The sequence below is a fragment of the Cupriavidus sp. UYPR2.512 genome, assembly GCF_000379565.1.
In the GTDB taxonomy this organism is placed as follows: Bacteria; Pseudomonadota; Gammaproteobacteria; order Burkholderiales; family Burkholderiaceae; genus Cupriavidus.
In genome coordinates this window covers 212099-229511 of sequence record NZ_KB902964.1, presented here as the reverse complement: position 1 = coordinate 229511, position 17413 = coordinate 212099, and the positions used below count along the sequence as shown (strand labels likewise).

At 67.2% G+C, this 17413-nt stretch carries 16 protein-coding genes and 1 tRNA gene; 9 read left to right on the top strand and 8 right to left on the bottom strand.

The annotated features are described in order from the left end of the window. Nucleotides 1–134 precede the first annotated feature (134 nt). Nucleotides 135–219 (bottom strand) — tRNA-Leu (locus A3A5_RS0114830). A 160-nt stretch (nucleotides 220–379) separates the two neighbouring features. Between A3A5_RS0114830 and A3A5_RS0114825 the strand changes: the two genes are divergently transcribed. Next, nucleotides 380–1300, top strand: coding sequence for an alpha/beta hydrolase (locus tag A3A5_RS0114825; protein ID WP_018311349.1), 921 nt, complete (start codon nucleotides 380–382; stop codon nucleotides 1298–1300). Nucleotides 1301–1321: 21 nt separating this feature from the next. On the opposite strand, the gene A3A5_RS0114820 is transcribed toward A3A5_RS0114825, so the two are convergent. From A3A5_RS0114820 to A3A5_RS0114805, 4 genes are all read right to left on the bottom strand, one after another. Beyond that, nucleotides 1322–2203 (bottom strand): NAD(P)-dependent oxidoreductase, encoded by an 882-nt coding sequence (locus A3A5_RS0114820; RefSeq protein WP_018311348.1) that lies wholly within the window; start codon nucleotides 2201–2203, stop codon nucleotides 1322–1324. Nucleotides 2204–2233: 30 nt separating this feature from the next. Next, nucleotides 2234–3400: an ABC transporter substrate-binding protein gene (locus tag A3A5_RS0114815; protein WP_018311347.1), complete on the bottom strand. Its 1167-nt coding sequence runs from the start codon at nucleotides 3398–3400 to the stop codon at nucleotides 2234–2236. 85 nt (nucleotides 3401–3485) lie between these two features. Further along, on the bottom strand, nucleotides 3486–4649 hold the full coding sequence (locus A3A5_RS0114810; RefSeq protein ID WP_018311346.1) for a class I SAM-dependent methyltransferase: 1164 nt from the start codon (nucleotides 4647–4649) through the stop codon (nucleotides 3486–3488). 85 nt (nucleotides 4650–4734) lie between these two features. Further along, complete coding sequence (locus tag A3A5_RS0114805; RefSeq protein ID WP_018311345.1) at nucleotides 4735–5676, bottom strand: CysB family HTH-type transcriptional regulator; 942 nt, start codon at nucleotides 5674–5676, stop codon at nucleotides 4735–4737. A 165-nt stretch (nucleotides 5677–5841) separates the two neighbouring features. Between A3A5_RS0114805 and A3A5_RS0114800 the strand changes: the two genes are divergently transcribed. From A3A5_RS0114800 to cobA, 7 genes are read left to right on the top strand one after another with little or no spacing between them, the layout of a single operon-like run. Continuing rightward, a complete protein-coding gene (locus tag A3A5_RS0114800) occupies nucleotides 5842–6615 on the top strand; it encodes a sulfite exporter TauE/SafE family protein (RefSeq protein ID WP_026200790.1) in 774 nt (257 codons plus the stop codon). Nucleotides 6616–6643: 28 nt separating this feature from the next. Then, nucleotides 6644–8326 carry a nitrite/sulfite reductase gene (locus tag A3A5_RS0114795; protein WP_018311343.1) on the top strand — a complete coding sequence of 561 codons (1683 nt, stop codon included), beginning with the start codon at nucleotides 6644–6646 and terminating at the stop codon, nucleotides 8324–8326. A gap of 16 nt (nucleotides 8327–8342) precedes the next feature. Continuing rightward, the gene (locus A3A5_RS0114790) at nucleotides 8343–8924 is read left to right on the top strand and encodes a DUF934 domain-containing protein (protein WP_018311342.1); all 582 of its coding nucleotides are present in this window, start codon (nucleotides 8343–8345) and stop codon (nucleotides 8922–8924) included. Further along, nucleotides 8921–9733 (top strand): phosphoadenylyl-sulfate reductase, encoded by an 813-nt coding sequence (locus A3A5_RS0114785; RefSeq protein WP_018311341.1) that lies wholly within the window; start codon nucleotides 8921–8923, stop codon nucleotides 9731–9733. The genes A3A5_RS0114790 and A3A5_RS0114785 overlap by 4 nt, the downstream gene beginning before the upstream one ends. A gap of 11 nt (nucleotides 9734–9744) precedes the next feature. Beyond that, the gene (gene cysD / locus A3A5_RS0114780; protein ID WP_018311340.1) at nucleotides 9745–10722 is read left to right on the top strand and encodes a sulfate adenylyltransferase subunit CysD; all 978 of its coding nucleotides are present in this window, start codon (nucleotides 9745–9747) and stop codon (nucleotides 10720–10722) included. A 26-nt stretch (nucleotides 10723–10748) separates the two neighbouring features. Beyond that, entirely contained in the window at nucleotides 10749–12053 is a 1305-nt protein-coding gene (locus A3A5_RS0114775; protein ID WP_018311339.1) for a sulfate adenylyltransferase subunit 1, read from the top strand. A 27-nt stretch (nucleotides 12054–12080) separates the two neighbouring features. Next, complete coding sequence (cobA, locus tag A3A5_RS0114770) at nucleotides 12081–12881, top strand: uroporphyrinogen-III C-methyltransferase (RefSeq protein ID WP_018311338.1); 801 nt, start codon at nucleotides 12081–12083, stop codon at nucleotides 12879–12881. Between the two features lie 80 nt (nucleotides 12882–12961). On the opposite strand, the gene A3A5_RS0114765 is transcribed toward cobA, so the two are convergent. From A3A5_RS0114765 to lptF, 3 genes are read right to left on the bottom strand one after another with little or no spacing between them, the layout of a single operon-like run. Continuing rightward, entirely contained in the window at nucleotides 12962–13354 is a 393-nt protein-coding gene (locus tag A3A5_RS0114765) for a sirohydrochlorin chelatase (RefSeq protein WP_018311337.1), read from the bottom strand. 13 nt (nucleotides 13355–13367) lie between these two features. Then, the gene (lptG, locus tag A3A5_RS0114760) at nucleotides 13368–14534 is read right to left on the bottom strand and encodes an LPS export ABC transporter permease LptG (RefSeq protein ID WP_018311336.1); all 1167 of its coding nucleotides are present in this window, start codon (nucleotides 14532–14534) and stop codon (nucleotides 13368–13370) included. Beyond that, nucleotides 14531–15658, bottom strand: a complete 1128-nt coding sequence (lptF, locus tag A3A5_RS0114755; RefSeq protein WP_018311335.1) for an LPS export ABC transporter permease LptF — start codon at nucleotides 15656–15658, stop codon at nucleotides 14531–14533. Before lptF ends, lptG begins: the two co-directional genes overlap by 4 nt. A 187-nt stretch (nucleotides 15659–15845) precedes the next feature. Here lptF and A3A5_RS0114750 point away from each other — a divergent pair, with 187 nt between their 5' ends. Beyond that, nucleotides 15846–17390 (top strand): leucyl aminopeptidase, encoded by a 1545-nt coding sequence (locus A3A5_RS0114750; protein WP_018311334.1) that lies wholly within the window; start codon nucleotides 15846–15848, stop codon nucleotides 17388–17390. The last annotated feature ends 23 nt before the right edge of the window (nucleotides 17391–17413 follow it).

Here is a 17413-nt window from a genome sequence, read left to right as displayed (position 1 = left end):
CTTAGCAGCATTTCAAGGTGATGGAAATGACGCCGCGTTTGATTCACATGGGCAACTTACCACGGAAGTTGCCACAGAAACACGACCGAACCGCCCGGAAAGGCTTATGGGATAAGGCTTTGCGCCTAAGCTGATGGTGCCCGGGGTCGGACTCGAACCGACACGCCTTGCGGCGGGGGATTTTGAGTCCCCTGCGTCTACCTGTTTCACCACCCGGGCAGGGTGTATGGCGCCGGAACCGGTGCCGTGCTGAGCCGGGAATTATGCCGGAAATCCCGTCGTCGGACAACCGGCGCCGGGCACATCAGCGGCCGCGCAAATCCGGTAGCATGGCGCCCAGCCTCTCACATGCCCATCGTCCCGACCACCCCTGACCGCCATGACCGACCAAGCTTCGCTGGCGCGCCTCGCCAGCCTGCCTTCGCAGGACCCCGGCTTTTATGACCGGGAATACAACAACCGCGCCAATGTGCCGGACAACGCAGTGCATATGGCGCGCTGGGCGCAGTGGTCCGCCGGGGTGCGCGCACGCAGCCCTTATCTGGCGGACCTGAGCTATGCCGGCAAGGACTCGCGCCACGCGCAGGGCGAGACTCTGGACTACTTCCCCGCGCAGCGGGCCAACGGGGCGCTGCCGCCACTGCTGGTGTTCGTGCACGGCGGCTACTACCGGGCGCTGGACAAGCATGACCACAGCTTTGCCGCCAGCGCGCTGCCGGCGCTGGGGGTGTCGGTGGCGGTGGTGAACTACACGCTGGTGCCTGCGGTGACGGTGCCGGAGATCGTGCGGCAGGTGTTGCGCAGCGTCGCCTGGCTGTACCGGCAGGCGGACGGGCTGGGCCATGATCCGGACAAGCTCTTCCTGGCGGGGCATTCCGTCGGCGGCCACCTGGTGGCGATGCTGATGGCCGCACGCTGGCCGCAACTGGGTGCGGACCTGCCGGCAGACCTGGTCAAGGGCGGGCTGTCGGTCAGCGGGCTGTACGACATGGAGCCGCTGCGGCGTGCGGCCTTCCTGCAGCGCGACCTGCAGTTCTCGGAAGACGATGTCGCGCGGCTGTCGCCCGCGTATATGCCGCCGGCCAGCGATGCCCCGCTGGCGATCGCGGTGGGGGAGCTCGAGGCCGCCGAATACCACCGCCAGCACGCGCTGATCCGCGCGGCGTGGCCGGCCAAGGTGGCGCATCCGGCCGCGAGCGACCTGGTGCTGCCGGACTGCCATCACTTCAATGTGCTGGACAGCTTTGCCAGCCCCGACGGTGCCCTGACGCGCGCGGTGCTGCGGCTGATGGAGCGCTGAGCGCGCCCGGGCGCAAGGGCGTCAGCCCTCCAGCACGCGCAGCAGCGACGAGGTGTCGTCCTTGCCCCAGCCATTGGCCATCAACGTGCGCAGTTGCGCCGAGGTGGCCTGCATCGCGGGCAGGTCCAGGCCGATTTCTTCGGCGATATCGCGCGCCAGCCCGAAGTCCTTGTCGTGCAGCCGCGCCTCGATGCCGGCTGCGAAGTTGCGTGCCACCATCTTGGGGCCCATCAGATCCAGCATGCGGCTGCCGGCCATGCCGGTCGCCATGGCTTCGAACACGCGGCCGGTGTCGACATTCTGCGCGGCGGCAAAACGCATGGCCTCGGCAATGCCTTCGATATTGACCACCTGGGCGATCTGGTTGCACAGCTTGGCAACCTGGCCCGCGCCGTGGTCGCCGATATGGGTGATGGTCTTGCCCAGCAGTTGCAGCAGCGGGCGCACGCGCTCCAGCATCTCGGGCTTGCCGCCGGCCATGATGGTCAGCGTGCCGGCCTCGGCGCCCATGGTGCCGCCCGAAACCGGGCAGTCCAGCGCCTCGATGCCGCGCGCGGCCAGCGCCGCGGCAATCTCGCGCGTGACGATCGGCGAGATGGTGCTGTGGTCCACGCAGATGGTGCCCGGCGCAGCGCCGTGGACCGCGCCCTGCTCGCCCAGCAGCACTTCGCGCACGTCTTCGGACGAGGTCACGTTGGTGAAGACAATGGTGGCGCCGCGCGCCGCTTCAGCCGGGGTGAAGAAGGGCTCCGCTCCCAGCGCGCGCGCGGCCTCGGCCGCTTCCGGGCGGCGCACCAAGGCGCGCACGGTGTGGCTGGCGGCCAGCAGGTGGCGGACCATGTGCGAGCCCATGGCGCCCAGGCCGATGAAAGCGACGGTGATGGGGGTGTGGCTGACGCTCATGTCGATGCTTCCTTTCGTATTGCGGCGGGCTTACTTTTCGCCCGCGTAGGCGAACTTGCCGTTGCGGATCACCCCCATCACGCGCGAACGCTGGTCGAAGCCCTGGTGGTCCTTCGGGTTCAGGTTCATCACGCCGTTGGGGATGGTGAGATTGGTGGTGGCTTCCAGCGCGTCACGCATGGCGGCGCGGAATTCGCGCGTGCCGGGCTGCGCGCCGGTTTTCAGCGCGCGGCGGGTGGCGTCGTCCAGCAGCATCCACGCGCCCCAGGCGTCGCCGGCAAACTGCGTGACGCTGTCGGCGCCGTACTTGCTTTCGTAGCGGTTGACGAAGTCCAGCGCCACCTTGCGCACCGGGTGGTTCTCGGGCAGCTGGCGCGCGACCACCACCGGCCCGGTCGGGAACAGCGTGCCTTCCACATCCTTGCCGCCCATGCGCAGGAAGTCCCAGGTGGCGATGCCGTGGGTCTGGTAGACCTTGCCCTTGTAGCCGCGCTCGCCCAGCGTCTTCTGCGGCAGCACCGACGGCGTGCCGGCGCCGGCGATCAGGATCGCGTCCGGGTTGGCCGCCATCAGCTTGAGCACCTGCCCGGTCACCGAGGTATCGTTGCGCGAGAAGCGCTCGTTGGCGACCACCTTGATCTTGCGCACCTCGGCCAGCTTCGAGAACTCGCGCCACCAGCTTTCGCCGTAAGCGTCGGCAAAGCCGATAAAGCCGACGGTCCTGACGCCGTGGTTGCTCATGTACTCGGTCAGCACGGTCGCCATGTGCGAGTCGTTCTGCGGCATCTTGAAGGCCCAGCGGCGCTTGGCGTCGGTCTGCGGCTCGACAATGGAGGCCGAGGCTGCCAGTGCCACCATCGGGGTCTCGCCCTCGGCCACGGCGTCGAGCGCGGCGATGGCGGTGGGGGTGATGTTGGGGCCGACGATCACGTCGACCTTTTCCTCGGAGATCAGCTTGCGCACGTTGCGCACCGCCGCGGCCGGGTCGGTGCCGTCGTCCAGGATCACGTAGTGCGCCTTCTGGCCGCCCAGCGTCTGCGGCCACATCAGCACGGTGTTCTTGGAGGGGATGCCGATCGAGGCCGCCGGACCGGTGGTGGACACATCGATGCCGACGCGGATGTCGGCATGCGCGGCGGCGCCGGTGAAGAGCAGGGCGCCGGCCAGCAGCAGGGGGCGCAGGGGTAGTGTCAGCATCGTCTCCTCCGTTCTTATATGTGACGGGAAGGATAGCCGAACTCGGCCGGCGGGGCACGCCTGCGCCCCGCCGCGGCCGTGCTGGTCAGCGTATGCCCAGGCGCCAGAGCGTGGTCACCTCGGCGGAACGCGCCGCATGCAGCGGGTCGGCGGCATCCGTCGCGCGCGGGTGGCGCGGGCGGATATCGGAGCGGCCGAGCACCTTCAGCCCGGCGGCGTCGATCCAGCCCGTCAGTTCCTCGCGCGGGCGCAGGCCGAGATGCTCGGCCAGGTCCGACAGCAGCAGCCAGCCTTCGCCGCCCGGCGCCAGATGGTCGGCCAGACCCTGCAGGAAGCCGCGCAGCATGGCGCTGTCGGGGTCGTAGACCGCGCGCTCGACCGGCGAGCTGGGGCGGGCCGGCACCCAGGGCGGGTTGCACACCACCAGCGGTGCCCGGCCTTCGGGGAACAGGTCGGTCTGGATGATCTCGACCTCCGCGGCGTAGCCAAGCTGCGCGATGTTCTCGCGCGCGCAGGCCAGCGCGCGCGGGTCCTGGTCGGTGGCGACCACGCGCTGCACGCCGCGGCGGGCCAGCACCGCGGCCAGCACGCCAGTGCCGGTGCCGATATCGAAGGCGAGGGTCTTGGCCGGCAGCGGCTCGGCCGCGACCAGGTCGACATACTCGCCGCGCACCGGCGAGAACACGCCATACCAGGGGTGGATGCGGTCTTCCAGCGCCGGGATCTCCACGCCCTTCTTGCGCCATTCATAGGCGCCGATCATGCCCAGCAGCTCGCGCATCGACGCCACATAGGGCTCGCTGGCCGGGCCGTAGACCTGCTCGCAGGCGTCGCGCACATCCGGCGCGCGGCGCAGCGGCACCTCGTGGCCGGCCTCGAACGGCAGCAGCAGCATGCCCAGCGTGCGGGCGCGCTGCGATTGGGCCAGCCGGTGCAGGTTGAAGGCCTCGGTTGGCGACGCGGCCCCGCCCTTGCCCTTGTCCTTGGCCTTCTGGCCGGGGCGGCTGGCCTTCTTGGGCTTGCGCTCGGTGCGGCGGGCCAGCGCGTGCAGCAGCTGGCGCGCGTTCTGGAAGTCGCCGCGCCACAGCAGCGCGGTGCCCTCGCAGGCCAGGCGGTAGGCGGTGTCGGCGCTGGTGGTGTCGTCGGCAATGACCACGCGGCGCGGCGGCGGCAGGCCGGCTTCAGAGCGCCAGGCGGCGCTGCGCTCGACGCCGTCCTCAGTCCAGTGAATGCGGGGCAGGTCGCTCACAGGGCCTCCGGCCGGCAGGGCGTGATGGGCAGCAGATGCATGGTTGGGTTTGCTTCTTATATAGAGAGGCGGCGGCGGGCCGTCCTCAGAGTTCGTAGGCTTCGTGTTCGCCGGACATGGCCTGCTCAACCAGCTTGCGGTTGAGCGTCGGCGAGAACAGCTCGATGAAGGTGTAGACAAAGCTGCGCAGGTAGGCCCCCTGCTTGACGGCCAGGTGCGTCACGTTGCTGCCGAACAGGTGGCCGGCCGGGATGCCGCGCAGGTTGCGGTCGCGCTCGGCATCATAGGCGACGCCGGCGACGATGCCCACGCCCAGCCCGATCTCCACATACGTCTTGATCACGTCCGCGTCGATGGCCTCCAGCACGATGTCCGGCTCCAGGTGGCGCAGCGCGAAGGCCTTGTCGATCTTGGTCCGGCCGGCAAAGTTGGCATCGTAGGTGATCAGCGGGTAGCCCATCAGGTCTTCCAGCGCCAGGTGCTTCTTGTCGAGCAGCGGATGCTCGGGTGGCGTAATCACCATATGGGTCCACTGGTAGCCTGGCAGCGACACCAGGTTCTTGTCGCTGGAGATGCCCTCCGTGGCGATGCCGATATCGGCCTGGTCGTGCAGCAGCATGTCGGTGATCTGTACCGGGTTGCCCTGCTGGATCGACAGCCGCACCTTGGGGTAGCGCTTGGTGAACTCGCTGATCACCCGCGGCAGCGCGTAGCGCGCCTGGGTGTGGGTGGTGGCGATGGTGAAGTTGCCCTGATCCTGTGCCGCATAGTCCATGCCGACGCGCTTCAGGCTTTCCACCTCCTGCAGGATCTTCTCGACTGAGCTCAGGATGCGGCGGCCCGGCTCGGTCAGGCTGCGGATGCGCTTGCCGTGGCGGGTAAAGATGTCCACGCCCAGCTCTTCTTCCAGTTCGATGATGGCCTTGGACACGCCGGGTTGTGACGTGTAGAGCGCTTTGGCGGCCTCAGTCAGATTGTAGTTCTGCCGGACGGCCTCACGCACGAAGCGAAACTGGTGCAGGTTCATATATCTGGGTTCGTATAAACAAACAACTTCTTATTAGTTTGAGGTATGAGGCCAGTTTATTACGATTCTCGAACTTTGTTAATGAATGGCCAGCCCTCAGTGCGTCTTCTCGCAGCAGCGACTTTGTGATGCGAGATCCACGGGCCAGGCTCCACCGAGTCCCCCATGTCTGTTGCCTATACCGTTTCCGGTCTGTTTGTAGGCGTCCTCGTCGGCCTGACCGGGGTGGGTGGGGGCTCGTTGATGACGCCGCTGCTGACGTTGCTGTTCGGCTTCTCGCCGGCCACCGCGGTCGGCACCGACCTGGCGTTTGCGGCCATCACCAAGGGCTTCGGCACCATCGCGCACCGCGCCCACGGCCATGTGCAGTGGCAGGTGGTGCGGCGCCTGTGCCTCGGCAGCCTGCCGGCGGCAGTGGCCGCCATCCTGGTGCTGAAGCGCGCCGGCGAGCTCAGCGCCCAGTGGTTGCATGCGATCCGCCTGACCATCGGCGTGTCGGTGCTGCTGACCGTATTGTCGCTGCTGTTCCGCAAGCAGATGCTGGCCTGGCTGGAACGCAATCCGCGCTTCCAGCTGCACGGCCGCGCCCAGGTCATTGCCACCATCGTGGTCGGCGCCGTGATCGGCGTGCTGGTGACGGTGTCGTCGATCGGCGCCGGCGCGGTTGGCGCCACGCTGATCCTGCTGCTGTATCCCCATATGAAGCCGGCAGAAGTGGCCGGCACCGACATTGCCTACGCCGTCCCGCTGACGGCGCTTGCCGGGCTGGGCCATGTGTGGCTCGGCACGGTCGACTGGAATTTGCTGCTGGCGCTGCTGGTGGGTTCGATCCCCGGCATCTGGCTGGGCGCGCAACTGTCGCGGGCGCTGCCCGAACGGCTGGTGCGTGCCGCACTGGCGACCACGCTGACGCTGGTCGCCATCAAGCTCGTTTCCTGAATTCAACGAATACTGAACGGACCCCGCCATGTATCAGTACGACCAATATGACCAGCGCATCGTCGCCGAGCGCGTCGCCCAGTTCCGTGACCAGGTGCGCCGCCGCCTGTCCGACGAGCTGACCGAGGAAGAATTCCTGCCGCTGCGCCTGCAGAACGGCCTGTACATGCAGCGCCACGCCTACATGCTGCGCGTGGCGATTCCGTACGGCCTGCTGTCGTCGAAGCAGATGCGCAAGCTGGGCCATATCGCGCGCGAATACGACCGCGGCTATGGCCACTTCTCCACGCGCCAGAACATCCAGTACAACTGGATGGAACTGGAGCGCGTGCCCGACGTGCTGGCCGAGCTGGCCAGCGTCGAGATGCACGCCATCCAGACCTCGGGCAACTGCGTGCGCAATATCACCACCGACCACTTCGCCGGCGTGGCGCCGGACGAGTCGGTGGACCCGCGCGTGCTGGCCGAGCTGCTGCGCCAGTGGAGCACCTTCCAGCCGGAATTCGCCTTCCTGCCGCGCAAGTTCAAGATCGCCATCTCCGCTTCGGCCGACGACCGCGCCGTGGTGCAGATGCACGATATCGGCATCTACGCCTACAAGAACGCCGAAGGCGAAACGTGCCTGCGCATCCTGGCCGGCGGCGGCCTGGGCCGCACGCCGATCCTGGGCACGATCATCAAGGAAGACCTGCCGTGGCAGCACATGCTGTCCTACGTCGAGTCGGCCATCCGCGTGTACAACCGCTACGGCCGCCGCGACAACAAGTACAAGGCGCGCATCAAGATCCTGGTGAAGGCCATCGGCGCCGAGAAGTTCGCGCAGGAAGTCGAGGAAGAGTGGCAGCACAGCAAGGACGGCCCGGCCACGCTGACGCAGGCCGAGTTCGATCGCGTGGCGCAGTACTTCACGCCGCCCGCCTATGAAAAGCTGGCCGACACCGATGCGTCGTACGAGAACCACCTGCTGGAAGACAAGGCCTTTGCCCGCTGGGTCAGCCGCAACGTGCACGGCCACAAGGTGCCGGGCTACGCCGCGGTGACGCTGTCGACCAAGCCGGGCGTGGCCTCGCCCCCGGGGGACGCCACCGACGCGCAGATCGAAGCCGTGGCCGACCTGGCCGACCAGTTCGGCTTCGGCGAGCTGCGCGTCGCGCACGAGCAGAATCTGATCCTGCCGGACGTGAAGAAGCAGGACCTGTTCAAGCTGTGGGGCCTGGCCAGGAAGGCCGGCCTGGCCACGCCCAACATCGGTCTGCTGACCGACATCATCGCCTGCCCGGGCGGCGATTTCTGCTCGCTGGCCAACGCCAAGTCGATCCCCATCGCGCAGGCGATCCAGGAGCGCTTCGACGACCTCGACTATGTCTATGACCTGGGCGAGATCTCGCTGAATATCTCGGGTTGCATCAACGCCTGCGGCCACCACCACGTCGGCAATATCGGCGTGCTGGGCGTCGACAAGGACGGTTCGGAGTGGTACCAGGTCACGCTGGGCGGCGCCCAGGGCAACCAGACCGCGCTGGGCAAGGTGATCGGCCCGTCGTTCAGCGCCGAGGAAATGCCCGAGGTGGTGAGCCGCATCATCGACACCTTCGTGGCCAACCGCATCGAAGACGAACGCTTTATCGAAACCCTGTCCCGCATCGGCATCGCCCCGTTCAAGGAGCGCGTTTATGCCGACAAGCAGCCGCGCGAGCGCGCTGAAGCCTGAGGACCGGAGACTGAACATGGCAAAGATCATTCAACTGCAACAGGACGGCGCTACCGTCGCCCCCGTCATCGTCGATGACGCCTGGACCGTGCTGCGCGGCACCGCCGAGCAGCCGCTGACCGACGAGCAGATCGCCGCGGCCGCGCAAAGCCAGGACGCGGTGCTGTTCCCGCTGTCGGTATGGAAGGCCAACGAAGCGCTGCTGGCCGGCCGCGACGCGGCCCGCACCGGCGTGTGGCTGGCCCCGGAAGACGAGCCGGGCGATGCCGAGGCGTACTTCGCGCGCGTGGCGCTGGTGGCGGTGGACTTCCCGGTGTTCCGCGACGGCCGCGGCTTTTCCACGGCCTACCTGCTGCGCACCCGTTACCACTGGAAGGGCCAGCTGCGCGCCGTCGGTGACGTGCTGCGCGACCAGCTCAACTTCATGAAGCGCTGCGGCTTCGACGCCTTCGCGGTGCGCGCCGACAAGAACATCGACGACGCCATCAAGGGCTTCACCGAGTTCACCGTGACCTACCAGGCTTCGGTGGATGAGCCGTTGCCGCTGTTCCGCCGCGCGCGGGCAGAGGTTGGCGCGCAATCGAAGGAAGCGGCATGAGCACGGTGCTGAGCGAGATCGCCGTGGCGGTTGACACGGGGGCTGGCGCGGCGTCGGCGCTGCGTCCGCCTGCGCGGTGGGTTGCGCCGGAATACACCGGCAGCATCGACGCGCTGGAGCAGAAAGAGCGCGAGCTGGGCGAGCGCCTGGCGGGCATCGCCGGCCGCTTCTTCCGCGCGCGCTTTGCCTCGAGCCTGGCGGCCGAGGATATGGTGCTGACCGATGCCATCCTGCGCGGCACCGAAGCCGTGCGCGCCGGCATCCGCGTGTTCACGCTGCAGACAGGGCGCCTGCACGCCGAGACGCTGGCGGTGCTGGACCAGGTGCAGGCGCATTACGGCTACACCATCGAGCAGTTCACGCCGGACGCCGAGGCCGTCGACAACTACCTGAAGAAGCACGGGCTGAACGGCTTCTACGACAGCGTCGACCTGCGCAAGGAATGCTGCGGTATCCGCAAGGTCGAGCCGCTCAACCGCGCGCTCTCGCACGCCGACGCCTGGCTGACCGGCCAGCGCCGCGAGCAGGCGGTCACGCGCGCCGAGCTGCCGTTCGAGGAACTGGACGAAGCCCGCGGCATCCCCAAGTTCAATCCGCTGGCGGACTGGAGCGAGGCCGAGGTGTGGGCCTACCTGAAGCGCCACAACGTGCCCATCAACGCCCTGCATGCCAAAGGCTACCCCAGCATCGGCTGCGAGCCGTGTACGCGTGCGGTGCGCGCGGGCGAGGATGTGCGCGCGGGACGTTGGTGGTGGGAGAGCAAGGACTCGAAAGAGTGCGGGCTCCACGAACAGAACATCAAGCATTGAGGCCGGAAAAAATGGGCATCATGAACGACATCGCAGAAGCAGGCCTGACGCAAACGAGCAGCGTGGCACACCTGTTGCAAGTACAGAACGACCATCTCGACCGCCTGGAGGCGGAGTCGATCTACATCATCCGCGAGGTGGTGGCCGAGTGCCGCAATCCGGCGCTGCTGTTCTCGGGCGGCAAGGACTCGATCGTGATGCTGCACCTGGCGCTGAAGGCGTTCCGCCTGGGCGAGCGCAAGATCGAGCTGCCGTTCCCGCTGGTGCATATCGACACCGGCCACAACTATCCGGAAGTGATCGCCTTCCGCGACCAGCGCGTGGCTGAGCTGGGCGCGCGCCTGGTGGTGGGCCATGTGGAAGATTCGATCAAGCGCGGCACCGTGCGCCTGCGCAAGGAAACCGATTCGCGCAACGCGGCCCAGGCCGTGACGCTGCTGGAAACCATCGGCGAGCACCAGTACGACGCGCTGATGGGCGGCGCCCGCCGCGACGAAGAGAAGGCCCGCGCCAAGGAGCGCATCTTCTCGTTCCGCGACGAGTTCGGCCAGTGGGACCCCAAGGCCCAGCGCCCCGAGCTGTGGAGCCTGTACAACGCCCGCATGGCGCAGGGCGAGCAGATGCGCGTGTTCCCGATCTCGAACTGGACCGAGCTGGACGTGTGGCAGTACATCGCCCGCGAGAACCTGGCGCTGCCGCCGATCTACTACGCGCACCAGCGCGAAGTGGTGCGCAAGAACGGCTTGCTGGTGCCGGTCACCCCGATCACGCCCAAGCAGGATGGCGACGTCAGCGAGGTGCTGTCGGTGCGCTTCCGTACCGTGGGCGACATCAGCTGCACCTGCCCGGTGGCCAGCGTTGCCGATTCGCCGGAAGCGATCATCGCCGAGACCGCTGTGACCGAGATCACCGAGCGCGGTGCCACCCGCATGGACGACCAGACCAGCGAAGCCTCGATGGAACGCCGGAAGAAAGAAGGCTACTTCTGATCCCGGACGCAGCAAAGGAATTCAACATGACTCACCAAGCAACTCATCAAGGCCTGCTGCGCTTCATCACCGCCGGCTCCGTCGACGACGGCAAGAGCACGCTGATCGGCCGCCTGCTATACGACAGCAAGGCCGTGCTGTCCGACCAGCTGACCGCGCTGGCCAACGCCAAGAACAAGCGCACCGCCGGCGAGCAGATCGATTTCTCGCTGCTGACCGACGGCCTGGAAGCCGAGCGCGAGCAGGGCATCACCATCGACGTGGCCTACCGCTACTTCTCGACCGCGCGCCGCAAGTTCATCATCGCGGATACGCCGGGCCACGAGCAGTACACCCGCAACATGGTCACCGGCGCCTCGACCGCGGACGCGGCCATCGTGCTGGTCGATGCCACGCGTGTCACGGTCACCGACGGCCGTGCCGAGCTGCTGGCGCAGACCAAGCGCCACTCGGCGATCCTGAAGCTGCTGGAGATCCGGCACGTGATCGTCGCCGTCAACAAGATGGACCTGGTCGACTACAGCGAACAGCGCTTCAACGAGATCCGCACCGCGTACTCGGAACTGGCCGATCAACTGGGCCTGAAGGACGTGCGCTACGTGCCGGTGTCGGCGCTGCGCGGCGACAACATCGTGCACGAGAGCGATGCCATGCCCTGGTACCAGGGCGAGCCGCTGCTGCCGCTGCTGGAAGAGCTGCCGGTGGAAGAAGCCGCGCCCGAGGATGACGCCGCGCTGCGCTTCCCGGTGCAGCTGGTGATCCGCCAGGACGGTTCGCAGTCGGACGACTTCCGCGGCTATGCCGGCCGCATCGAGGCCGGCACCGTGCGCGTGGGCCAGAAGCTGCGCGTGCTGCCAGCCAACCGCGATGCCGTGGTGGCCGAAGTGCTGACGCCCAACGGCGCCGCAGAATCCGCCAATGTCGGCGACACGGTCACCGTGCGCCTGTCCGAGGACGTCGATGTATCACGCGGTGACATGTTCGTCGCCGCCGAGGCCGCCACGGCTCCGGCCAAGAAGCTGCAGGCCGACCTGTGCTGGTTCGACGACGAATCGCTGAACCCGGCGCGCAAGTATGTGCTCAAGCACACTACCGCCAGCGTGTTCGCACGCGTGTCGGCGGTGGACCGCGTGCTGGACGTGCACACGCTGTCGCACGAGACCGGCCGCCACGATATTCGCCTGAACGACATCGGTTCGGTGCAGATCTCGTTGCAAAAGCCGATCGTGTGCGATGCCTATGGCGACAACCCGGCCACGGGCGCCTTCGTGCTGATCGACGAAGCGACCAACCACACGGTGGCCGCGGGCATGATCCGTGCGTTCTCCTGATCGGTAACGAACAGGAAGGGGCAACAGATGGACAAGCAGGCGCAGAAGACTTACGGCAAGGTGACCCTCATTGGGGCTGGCCCCGGTGCGGCAGACCTCATTACGGTGCGTGGTGCACGGCTTTTGGGCGAAGCCCAGGTAGTGCTGCACGATGCACTGGTAGCGCCGGAGATGCTGGCCTGGTGTCCGCAGGCCGAGCTGGTCGAGGTGGGCAAGCGCTGCGGGCAGCGCTCCACCGCGCAGCTGTTCATCAACCGCCAGATCGTCGATCTGGCCGGCAAGTACGAGCGCGTGGTGCGCCTGAAGGGCGGCGACCCGATGCTGTTCGGCCGCGCCGACGAGGAACTGCAGGCGCTGGAAGCCGCTGGCATCGAGTATGAAGTGGTGCCCGGGATCACGGCGGCGCTGGCCGCCGCTTCGGCGATCGGCAAGCCGCTGACCAAGCGGGGTGTGTCGCGCAGCGTGGCGTTTGCCACGCAGGCGAAGGCTGCGGACGGTGAGGGCTCGGCTGATATTGAAGCCGCGGTCAAGGCCGATACGCTGGTCTACTACATGGGCCGTGACCAGGCAGCATCGATTGCCGCGCAGCTGATCGCGCATGGCAAGCCCGCGTCCACGCCGGCATGGGTGGTCGAGGCCGCCAGCACGCCGCGGCAGCGTAGTCGTGAATTCACGCTGGGTCGGATGGCAGCGGGCGAGGCTGCTGCCTGGATCGATCCGGTGCAGCCGAGCCTGCTGATGATCGGGGCGGCGCTGGCTGCGCGGGCTACCGAAACGCCGCGCGAAGGCGTGGGCGAAACCGTCGTGCAGGCGCCGCGCGCTGCCTGATCGCGCTCCGCATTACCAGAAAAAAGCCCTGTGCCGGCATGCCGGTACAGGGCTTTTGTCATGGAGGACCGCGTTTCTGCTCAGGGCTGGCCGCTTGCGGGCAATGAGGCAACGCAGTACGCCGCCATCGCATCCAGCACCGGGTCGGCCTCGCCCACGGCCGTCGCGCAATGGATGCGCAGCCCGGGATGCGCTTGCCGGCATTGGTCGAGCAAGGCAGGCAGATCGCGCCGCAGGTGGCCGCCCTGGCCCAGGAACACCGGCACCACGGTGGCGTCGGACACGCCGCGCGCTGCCAGGTCGGCGAGCGCATCGGGCAGCGCGGGCGTCATCAGTTCCAGGAACGCCAGCCGCACCTCGCATCCGGGCAGGGCAGCGGCCACCTTCTGCTGCAGGCGGTCGAACGGCTCGCGCCAGCGCGCATCGCGCGCGCCATGCGCGAACAGGACCAGGGCCCGGGTGGGTGTGGTCATGGCAGCCCGCCCCTCAGTGCCGATCCACCCACCGCAGCGCCAGCAGCGCCACCATCAGGTAGAGCGTGCCGGGCACCAGTGCCGAGATGATCGGCGGCCAGGTATGCAGCAGGCCGACGTGCGAGAACAGCGTGTTCGACAAGTGGAACGACAGCCCCAGCATGATGCCCCCGAACACCTTCACGCCGACGGCGCCGGCACGGGCGTGCAGGTAGGCGAAGGGCAGGGCCAGCGCCACCATCACGAACAGCGTCAGCGGGTAGATCACCTTCTTCCAGAAGGCGATCTCATAGCGCTGCGTGTCCTGCTTGTTGTCGCGCAGGTGGCGGATATAGCGGAACAGGTCCAGCGTCGACATCCGCTCCGGCGTCACCAGCAGTACCGACAGGATCTGCGGCGTCAGCTCGGAATGCATGGTCACGCGCGGGAACTTGACCTGCTCGGCGCGGAAGTCCGGGGCCAGCGCATCGCGTGCCGGCTTCGCCCCCTGCGCCGGGGGCGCCAGCTCGATGAAGCGGGTCTCGTTGACGCCCTGCAGTTCCCAGGACTGGCCACCCTGGTAGCGCCCCTCCTGCGCCACGCGGATCACGCGCAGGCGGTATTGCGGGTCGAACTCGTACATGGTGATGCCGGTGATAGTCTGGTCCGGCCGCAACCCGGCGACGTTGACGAAGCGGGTGATCTCGCCGCCGCCGGTGGCGGCATCCTTGTCGCGGTCCTTGACCCAGACGCCCGAACGGAAGCCCGACGACACGGTTGCGCCGATTGCCTCGAGCTTGATCTTCTGCGCATACTGCTCGGCGCGGGGGCCAATGAACTCGCCGAAGATAAAGGTCACGATGGCCAGCGGCACCGCCAGCTTGAACAGCGAGAACAGCGCCTGGCGCGTGTTCAGGCCGGCCACGCGGAAGATAGTGTACTCGGACTGGCTGGCCAGTTGAGAGAACACGTAGATCGCGCTGATCAGCACCGCGATCGGCAGCACCTCATACACCCGCGTGGGCGCCTGCAGCAGGACGTGGAACAGCGCGACCAGCGAGGTGTACTGGTTGTTGACGTTCTCCAGCTCGTTGAGCATGTCGAAGAACACGAACAGCGACAGCACCGCGAACAGGATAAAGGCGAACACGCCGTAGACCAGCCGGCCGAAGTAGCGTTCATAGACGCGCAGGATTCTCATGCCTGGCCTCCGGTGGCTGCGGCATCGCGCCTGCGCAGGCCGAACACGGCGCGCCAGCCGCCCAGGCTGCGGTTCTGGCGGTAGCGGAACAGCAGCAGCGCCCCCAGGAAGACCACCAGGTGGATCGGCCACCACGCCAGCCAGAAGGGCATCGCGCCCGAGCGCACCCAGGACTGCGACAGGTTGACCAGGTTGCTGTAGGTCAGGTAGATCAGCACCGCGAACACCAGCGGCGTGTAGCGGCCCAGGCGCGGGTTCACATAGGCCAGCGGGATTGCGATCATCACGAAATTGAAGGCCAGGATCGGCAGCGAGATGCGCCACAGTAGCTCGCCCAGGTTTTCACGCGTGGGGTTGCGGATCAGATCGATGGTGTCGCGGCTCTTGGGCGGCAGGCTGGCCTCGGACTCAGGCGGCTTGTTGTCCACCTTGACCGCATAGCGTCCAAATTCAACGATGCGGTAGTCGATCTGGCCGGGCGTGCCCGAGTAGCGGCGGCCGTTTTCCATCACCACCAGGCGGTCGCCGTTGGGCATGGTCTCGAACTTGCCCTGGTGCGCCAGCGCCACGCCGATCTTGTCGGCCTCGGAGTTGGCGACGAAGACATTGCGCGCATACTTCATATCGGCATCCATGCCCTCGATGAACAGCACGTAGTTGGCCTTGGCCGGCTCGATAAAACGCCCTGCGGCAATCATCGACATCACGCCGCGCTGCTCGAAGCGGTCGCGGAACAGCGCGCTCTGCTGGTTGGCCCAGGGCCAGGCAAACATGCCCAGCAGCAGCGCCAGCACGACGAAGGGTGCCGCGAACTGCAGCACCGGCTTGACCAGGTCGCGCAGCGAGATGCCGGCCGAGAACCACACCACCATCTCCGAGTCCTTGTACCAGCGCGTCAGCACGATCAGGGTGGAAATGAAGAGCGTGGCCGACAGCAGGATCGACAGGTAGCCGATGGTGGCCAGGCCGATCAGCATCAGCACGTCGTTGGGGCTGGCCTTGCCGTTGGCGGCCATCCCCAGGATGCGGATCACGAGCGATGTGAGCATGAAGGTCAGCATCACCAGGAACACCGCCCCGGCGGTGTAGGCAAGCTCGCGTCGCAGGGCTTGTTGAAGGATCATGCGGGTTCGGTTCCGGGCTGCCGGCCGGAGCGGGCGATGTGCCGTGCGAGGTGCCTGGCAGAACAGCTGGCTGGCAGCACAGCATGCTGTCAGCGTGACCGGGGCGTATCAGCGGCGGCAGGTCGCGGGATAAAAATCGCGGATAATGGAGGCTTTCGTGTCTAACGAGCCCCTGGAAGGAAGCGCGATGGAATTTAGCACAAAAGCCTTGGATTGGAGCAAAGCCGGCCAAAATGGTTTCCTGGCGACCAAGACTGATTGCCTGGTGGTCGGCCTGTTCGAAGGCCAGAACCTGGCCGGCGTGGCCAAGGCACTGGATGTGGCCACCAAGGGCTTGGTGGGGCGGCTGATCAAGCAGGGCGACTTCGAGGGCAAGCGCGGCACCCAGCTGATGCTGCATGAGGTGGCCGGCGTGGGCGCCGCGCGCGTGCTGCTGGTGGGCCTGGGCAAGGAAGCCGATTTCAGCGACAAGGCCTTTGCCGACGCGGTCCGCACCGCCGTGCGTGCCTTGTCGTCCACGCGTGCGGCCTCGGCCCTGTGGTGCCTGGCGCAGCAGGCGCCGCAGCAGCGCGATGTCGCCTGGGGCGTGATCACCACCATCACGCTGGTGCGCGAGGCCGGCTATCGCCTGCTGGAGCGCCATCCGGGCCTGAAGCGCGCCAATGCCAACGCCAACGCCAGGCCCAACGGCAATGACAAGTCCTCGCTGCGCAAGGTCGTGATCGCGGTTGACACCGGCGATGCCCGCGCCGCCACCCAGGCCGTGGTGCGCGGCACCGCCATTGCCAGCGGCATGGAGCTGACGCGCGACCTGGGCAACCTGCCGTCCAATATCTGCACGCCGACCTACCTGGCCAATACCGCCCGCGGCATTGCCAAGCGCCACAAGCTCAAGGCCGAGGTGCTGGGCCGCAAGCAGATCGAAGCCCTGAACATGGGGGCCTTCCTGGCCGTGACCAAGGGCAGCGAAGAGCCGCCGCAGTTCATCGTGCTGCGCTACGACGGCGCCGGCGCCAAGCAGGCCCCGGTGGTGCTGGTGGGCAAGGGCATCACCTTCGATACCGGCGGCATCTCGCTCAAGCCGGGCGAGGGCATGGACGAGATGAAGTACGACATGTGCGGCGCCGCCTCGGTGCTGGGCACGATCCAGGCCGTGGCCGAGATGGGCCTGAAGCTCAACGTCATCGCCGTGGTGCCGACCTGCGAGAACATGCCCAGCGGCATCGCCACCAAGCCGGGCGACGTGGTCACCAGCATGTCCGGCCAGACCATCGAGATCCTGAACACCGACGCCGAAGGCCGCCTGATCCTGTGCGACGCGCTGACCTATGTAGAGCGCTTCAAGCCGGCCGCGGTGATCGACGTGGCCACGCTGACGGGTGCCTGCATCATCGCGCTCGGCCACGTCAACAGCGGCCTGTACGCGCGCTCCGACGCGCTTGCCGATGCCCTGCTGCAGGCCGGCCGCCGCGCCATGGACACCGCCTGGCGCATGCCGCTGGACGATGAGTACCAGGACCAGCTCAAGTCCAACTTTGCCGACATGGGCAATATCGGCGGCCGCCCGGCCGGCAGTGTGACGGCGGCGTGTTTCCTGTCGCGCTTTGCCGAGAAGTACGACTGGGCCCACCTGGATATTGCCGGCACCGCCTGGAAGAGCGGCGCGGCCAAGGGGGCCACCGGCCGCCCGGTGCCGCTGCTGGCGCAGTTCCTGATGGACCGCGCGGCCTGATGGCAGCGGCGGCAAGCAACAGA

Bases quoted from the DNA above. Each gene is read 5' to 3' on its own strand.
- A3A5_RS0114825 (WP_018311349.1), top strand. From the start codon at position 380: ATGACCGACCAAGCTTCGCTGGCGCGCCTCGCCAGCCTGCCTTCGCAG.
- A3A5_RS0114820 (WP_018311348.1), bottom strand. From the start codon at position 2,203: ATGAGCGTCAGCCACACCCCCATCACCGTCGCTTTCATCGGCCTGGGC.
- A3A5_RS0114815 (WP_018311347.1), bottom strand. From the start codon at position 3,400: ATGCTGACACTACCCCTGCGCCCCCTGCTGCTGGCCGGCGCCCTGCTC.
- A3A5_RS0114805 (WP_018311345.1), bottom strand. From the start codon at position 5,676: ATGAACCTGCACCAGTTTCGCTTCGTGCGTGAGGCCGTCCGGCAGAAC.
- A3A5_RS0114800 (WP_026200790.1), top strand. From the start codon at position 5,842: ATGTCTGTTGCCTATACCGTTTCCGGTCTGTTTGTAGGCGTCCTCGTC.
- A3A5_RS0114795 (WP_018311343.1), top strand. From the start codon at position 6,644: ATGTATCAGTACGACCAATATGACCAGCGCATCGTCGCCGAGCGCGTC.
- A3A5_RS0114790 (WP_018311342.1), top strand. From the start codon at position 8,343: ATGGCAAAGATCATTCAACTGCAACAGGACGGCGCTACCGTCGCCCCC.
- A3A5_RS0114785 (WP_018311341.1), top strand. From the start codon at position 8,921: ATGAGCACGGTGCTGAGCGAGATCGCCGTGGCGGTTGACACGGGGGCT.
- cysD (WP_018311340.1), top strand. From the start codon at position 9,745: ATGGGCATCATGAACGACATCGCAGAAGCAGGCCTGACGCAAACGAGC.
- A3A5_RS0114775 (WP_018311339.1), top strand. From the start codon at position 10,749: ATGACTCACCAAGCAACTCATCAAGGCCTGCTGCGCTTCATCACCGCC.
- cobA (WP_018311338.1), top strand. From the start codon at position 12,081: ATGGACAAGCAGGCGCAGAAGACTTACGGCAAGGTGACCCTCATTGGG.
- A3A5_RS0114765 (WP_018311337.1), bottom strand. From the start codon at position 13,354: ATGACCACACCCACCCGGGCCCTGGTCCTGTTCGCGCATGGCGCGCGC.
- lptG (WP_018311336.1), bottom strand. From the start codon at position 14,534: ATGAGAATCCTGCGCGTCTATGAACGCTACTTCGGCCGGCTGGTCTAC.
- lptF (WP_018311335.1), bottom strand. From the start codon at position 15,658: ATGATCCTTCAACAAGCCCTGCGACGCGAGCTTGCCTACACCGCCGGG.
- A3A5_RS0114750 (WP_018311334.1), top strand. From the start codon at position 15,846: ATGGAATTTAGCACAAAAGCCTTGGATTGGAGCAAAGCCGGCCAAAAT.